The sequence below is a fragment of the Daejeonella sp. genome (assembly GCF_037719425.1).
In the GTDB taxonomy this organism is placed as follows: domain Bacteria; phylum Bacteroidota; class Bacteroidia; order Sphingobacteriales; family Sphingobacteriaceae; genus Daejeonella.
In genome coordinates, this window is record NZ_JBBJNI010000050.1 from 19,887 (window position 1) to 25,144 (window position 5,258).

The following is a 5,258-nucleotide window of genomic DNA, read 5'->3' on the forward strand; positions in this document are numbered from 1 at the left end:
GCGCGGATCACAACATCGGTACATACCCCAATATTTGCTGGAACATCTCCATTGGGATACGGTATGGAATAATATTTAGGGTCATACTTTACCTTATCCCTTGTCAGCTCAAGAGCGGCATCTGAGAGTTTCATATTAAAACTATCCTGGCAAAAGGATGTAAGGCCGGATAAGAGAAGAAAACAAGTCAGGATAATGAACCTCATATTTAGGTAGATGACCGTTCCCTCAAAATTCCATACAACCAATCTAAAAATAGTCGTGTATGGTTAATTTTGAGAATGCGGTTTATACTACTGATCATCATACTTCTAAGCTGTTCCTCCTGGGGGTTTTTTGCTCATCAAAACATCAACAGGCTTGCCGTTTTTACTCTGCCATCAGGGATGATACGATTTTATAAAAACAATATTCAGTTCATCACCGGGCATGCTGTCGATCCGGATAAGCGCCGCTATGCTGATACTTTAGAAGCTCCACGGCATTTCATCGATGCTGACAGATATGGAACTGCTCCATTTGACAGTATCCCTCAGAAATGGAAGGACGCTGCAGCTAAATACACCGAGCAAGTTTTATATGAGAATGGGATTGTTCCCTGGCAGATTGAGCGAACCTATTATTCTTTGGTTAAGGCTTTTGAAGCCAGGGATTCTATACGGATACTTAGATTATCTGCCGATCTGGGGCACTACATTTCGGATGCACATGTACCTTTACATACAACAGAAAACTATAATGGGCAGCTTACCGGCCAGAATGGTATTCATGGTTTTTGGGAAAGCCGCTTGCCTGAGCTATTTCATAGGGAGTATGATTTTTTAGTTGGCCGTGCCCAGTATATTTCAAACCCGCTGAAAGAAGCCTGGGCAATAGTTAAGAAAGCTCAGAGCCATAAAGATTCAGTTCTTCTAATCGAAGCACGTTTGAATAGATCATTCCCCTCCAACCAAAAATTCACTTTCAGCGAACGGAATGGGCGTGTGGAGCGCCAGTATTCAGAAGCATATTCCAGGGCATATCATGATGCTTTGAATGGAATGGTGGAGGCGCAGATGCGATCATCAGTCTTGAAAACGGGAAGCTACTGGTATTCTGCATGGGTTGATGCTGGGCAGCCTGGCCTAAAGGGCCTGGTTAAAATCGAGATTACCGCTCAAGAAAAGGTAGCTCAGGATAACGAGCAGCAATCTTATGAAAAGGGTAAAATTATTGGAAGGGATGAAAATTAAATATCTTCCTGACTCATCGTTCTTCGGGCTTTTATCGCCGCAAACATCGCCGGAAAAATAGTCAGAATCATAATTACCAGCATCACATACGTGAAGTGCTCTTTAATAAAAGGGATGTTACCAAAAACAAATCCTATCCCCAGAAAGCTCACTATCCACAGCACACCACCTACAACATTATAATATGTAAACTGGGCGAAGTTCATTTTGCCCACACCCGCGACAAAGGGGGCAACCGTCCTAAAAATGGGCATAAAGCGGCTTATTATTAACATATTGCCACCCTTTTTGTCAAAATAGTCCTGCGTTCTATTGTAGTAATCGACTTTAAGTATCCGGTTTTCTGGTTTAAACACCTTAGGTCCAAAGTAATTGCCAAGAAAATAATTAACGGTATTACCCAATATAGCCCCGGCTATTAACAACAAGCCCATAATGTAAATATCCAGTCCTGTATCGCCTTTTGCGATGAGTGCTCCTACTGCGAAAAGCAGGGAATCTCCCGGAAGGAAGGGAACTACAACAAATCCCGTTTCTGCGAAGATTACTAGAAAAATGATTAGATAAGTCCAGGTGCGGTAGTCACTAACTATTTTGACGAGGTACTTATCGATGTTAAGGATAAAATTAAAAAGCTCTGTTATAAATTCCAATGTGGGATCGTAAAATATATAAATATGAATGAACCAAATATTAAAGCTCTACAGAACTTTTGCGCTTCTCGCGGATTAGCTCTATGATCGGAGGCAATATTGAGAGTATAATTATGCCAAAAATGACATAGGTGAAATTATCCTTAATAACGGGCAAACCACCAAAGAAGTATCCAATGAAAAGGAATGAAACTACCCACAAAACTCCGCCCACAACATTGTATGAGGCAAACTTTGAGTAGCTCATGGTTCCAATACCGGCAACAAAGGGTGCAAACGTTCTTACAATAGGAATAAAACGCGCATAGATGATCGTTTTACCGCCATGCTTGACGTAAAACTGCTGGGTCTTTTCCAGATATTCAGCCTTCAGCCACTTGTATTTTCCGCTGAACGCCTTGGGGCCAATATAATTGCCGATATGATAATTGACCAGATCACCTAACACTGCCGCTACAATTAGCAGCGCGCACATAAGAAATATATTAAGCCCGCTTTCAGGTTTTGCTATTATCGCGCCGGCAGCAAAAAGAAGGGAATCTCCCGGCAAAAAAGGAGTTACCACAAAACCGGTCTCAGCAAAAATGATAAAGAAAAGGATCAGATAGGTCCAGGTTTGATAGTCCTGAACAATTTCAATTAAATGCTTGTCGATGTGAAGAATGAAATCGAGAAGCTGCTGAATTAGTTCCAAAAAGCGATTTGTTAATTTCTCACAAAAATAGAAAACTCAGGCTAAAAGACCTGGATTTTCTATTTTATTGCAAATGGATTATATTAATCATGTGTTATCAAACTTGCGGAAACGCTTGTATATAAAGTATGCCTGGTGTAAATAGTATAGATCTTCCAGCATGCAACCCAACATTGTATATAAAAAAAAGCCCGGTTCTTAAACCGGGCTTAGTAACATCTATTAATATCAAGGACTTAATCAGGCGTATGTATTTAGCATAACAGGCATTACAAGCATCAGAACATCTTCCTGATCATCGTGTGTTTGTGGCATTAATAAACCCGCACGATTAGGGGTACTCATTTCTAAAAGTACTTCTTCACCACCAAGATTATTAAGCATTTCGATCAGGAACTTGGCGTTAAAACCAATCTCCATATCCTCCCCTTCATACTGGCAGGTCAAACGCTCATGAGCTTCATTCGCGAAATCAATATCTTCCGAAGAAATATTAAGCTCACTGCCATTAATCTTCAACCTTACCTGGTGTGTTGTCTTATTAGCAAAAATAACAACCCTTCTCAGGCAATTCAGCAACAGTGAACGGTCTATGACAAGTTTGTTCGGATTATCTTTCGGTATAACAGCTTCGTAATCCGGATACCTTTCATCGATAAGACGGCAAATCAGATTAATATTGCCGAATCTAAAAAAAGCACTTGTGTTATTATATTCAATAGCAACAGGAACATCATCTGACGGCAATGACGATTTAAGTAGTGTCAGCGCCTTTTTAGGCAAGATAAAGGTTGTTGCCGACTCCGATTTAGTGTCCAGCCTCCGATACCTAACCAGCTTATGAGCATCTGTAGCTACAAAGGTGATATGCTCCGGGCTTAACTGGCAATAAACTCCAGTCATTGCAGGACGAAGTTCATCACTGCTGACCGCGAATAGCGTCTTATTAATAGCTTCGGCTAGAATTGAAGCCGGCATGGCTACAGAAGAAGCGTTTTCAACTACCGGGATCTTTGGAAAATCTTCTCCATTTTCTCCGCTTAGTTTGTATTTACCGTCACCAGCACTTATCTCAATTGAAAAGGTCTTGTCGTCTACTGAAAAAGAGATTGGCTGATCTGGCAACGTTTTCAACGTCTCCAATAGAATTTTCGAGGGAATGGCAACCTTACCATCCTCTTTTGATTCTACAGCCAACGAGGTAGTCATACTGGTTTGAAGATCAGTAGCAGAAACAGTCAGCGTTCCGTCTTTAATCTCAAATAAAAAGTTCTCAAGAATAGGCAAAACAGTACTGCTGCTGGATGCGCCATTAACGGCAAGCAGCTGTTTTAATAATGTAGATGTAGAAACTATAAATCTCATATTCAAAAATATCTGAAAAACAATAATAGTAAAGCTTTTTCGGTTATCCTAATCAGCCATTGAACGATAACAATCAGGTAAATTATTAATAATACTCTGTAAAAATATACAATTTAACGGGCATACTTCCTTATACGGAAGTAATGTTGAAAAATACCACAGGCTATCAACATTATTAGAGGCAGGGCAAGATTAATCACTTGCCAGAAAGTCTTTTCACTTCTGATTTTTGTCTTATCCAGCAATCGAAGCTTAACTTCCTTATTGCGCAATTCTATTATCCCGGAATCATCCATAAGGTAGTCTGCTGCATTGAGAAGAAAGTTCTTGTTGGCATATTGCTCTTCGGTATACCGATCAAATCCCAGGGGATAGTGTGAACCATCAGAGGCATTGACCTGATTTTTAAAAATATCACCATCTGCAATAAGAAGCATCTTACCAGGCTTGCTCGTCCCGGGGATGCTCGCTGCTCCAGTAATACCTGCAGGAACGGGGCGGTTTCGGAATACTGAAGGGAACTCACCTTCAAGCAGCACTCCAGTCGCCTTGGGTGCACCCTGAAATAATTTTGGATCAGGCTCCTGTTCTACCATTTGCAAAGAAAGCATGGTAGGGACATCAATCTTCCTGTTATAAGGCGAGGAAGACAAAACGACCTCTCCTCTTACACCTTTAACATTAATAAGGTCGATTGTCGAAGGAAATTCCGAACGAATACCATCGAGGTTCTTTACCAGGGGGTGTGTCGATACGGGAATGAACACTGGATAGAAGATCCATGGCAGCAGCTGGATCTGTGGCTGCCCGGCTACCGCTCCAACATTCAATGGGATACGGGCGCTGTTGAGGTCAGCAACCAGGTCATAATTGATCCGGGCCCCATACCTGAACAACATGTCATCCAGATTAAGCTTTTTTGCAAACGCCAGCTGCTCACCAGCGCCCCGCAAGCTATCAAGCTCAGCACTTACCTGGTCGATTGCCCATAAAACACGGCCGCCCTTCATTACAAAGTAATCGATCTTATATTTCTCGGCTTCCGCAAACTCCCTTTCAGGCTTTGCTACTACCAGCATTTTCAGCTTATCAAGCCCTTCAAAACCTATAGTAGCAAGATTTACCCGGCCAACTTCTGACCAGTCGGCAAGAGAATTCATCGCATCGCTCAGTTGCAGGTCGCTTAGCTCTCCATGGCCTTCTGTAAAACCTATTCTCTGTCGTCCACCACTTGTAGCCTTCTTTATCGTACTTGCAAAGGCATATTCCAAATTCTGGATAGAGTTGTTCAATACCTGCTGCGGATCAACTCCG

At 41.7% G+C, this 5,258-nt stretch carries 5 protein-coding genes; 1 reads left to right on the top strand and 4 read right to left on the bottom strand.

All coding sequences use genetic code 11. From position 1 onward, the window contains the following. Positions 1–281 precede the first annotated feature (281 nt). Positions 282–1,232: a zinc dependent phospholipase C family protein gene (locus tag WKF69_RS08635; RefSeq protein ID WP_340381197.1), complete on the top strand. Its 951-nt coding sequence runs from the start codon at positions 282–284 to the stop codon at positions 1,230–1,232. Here WKF69_RS08635 and WKF69_RS08640 read toward each other — a convergent pair. From WKF69_RS08640 to gldG, 4 genes are all read right to left on the bottom strand, one after another. Continuing rightward, on the bottom strand, positions 1,229–1,885 hold the full coding sequence (locus WKF69_RS08640; RefSeq protein ID WP_340381198.1) for a VTT domain-containing protein: 657 nt from the start codon (positions 1,883–1,885) through the stop codon (positions 1,229–1,231). The two genes, WKF69_RS08635 and WKF69_RS08640, sit on opposite strands and share 4 nt — an antisense overlap. A gap of 40 nt (positions 1,886–1,925) precedes the next feature. After that, a complete protein-coding gene (locus tag WKF69_RS08645; RefSeq protein WP_340381199.1) occupies positions 1,926–2,579 on the bottom strand; it encodes a DedA family protein in 654 nt (217 codons plus the stop codon). Positions 2,580–2,819: 240 nt separating this feature from the next. Further along, the gene (gene dnaN, locus WKF69_RS08650) at positions 2,820–3,944 is read right to left on the bottom strand and encodes a DNA polymerase III subunit beta (RefSeq protein ID WP_340381200.1); all 1,125 of its coding nucleotides are present in this window, start codon (positions 3,942–3,944) and stop codon (positions 2,820–2,822) included. Between the two features lie 113 nt (positions 3,945–4,057). Further along, on the bottom strand, positions 4,058–5,258 hold a 1,201-nt coding region (gene gldG, locus WKF69_RS08655; protein ID WP_340381201.1), incomplete at its 5' end, for a gliding motility-associated ABC transporter substrate-binding protein GldG.

Bases quoted from the DNA above. Each gene is read 5' to 3' on its own strand.
- WKF69_RS08635 (WP_340381197.1), top strand. From the start codon at position 282: ATGCGGTTTATACTACTGATCATCATACTTCTAAGCTGTTCCTCCTGG.
- dnaN (WP_340381200.1), bottom strand. From the start codon at position 3,944: ATGAGATTTATAGTTTCTACATCTACATTATTAAAACAGCTGCTTGCC.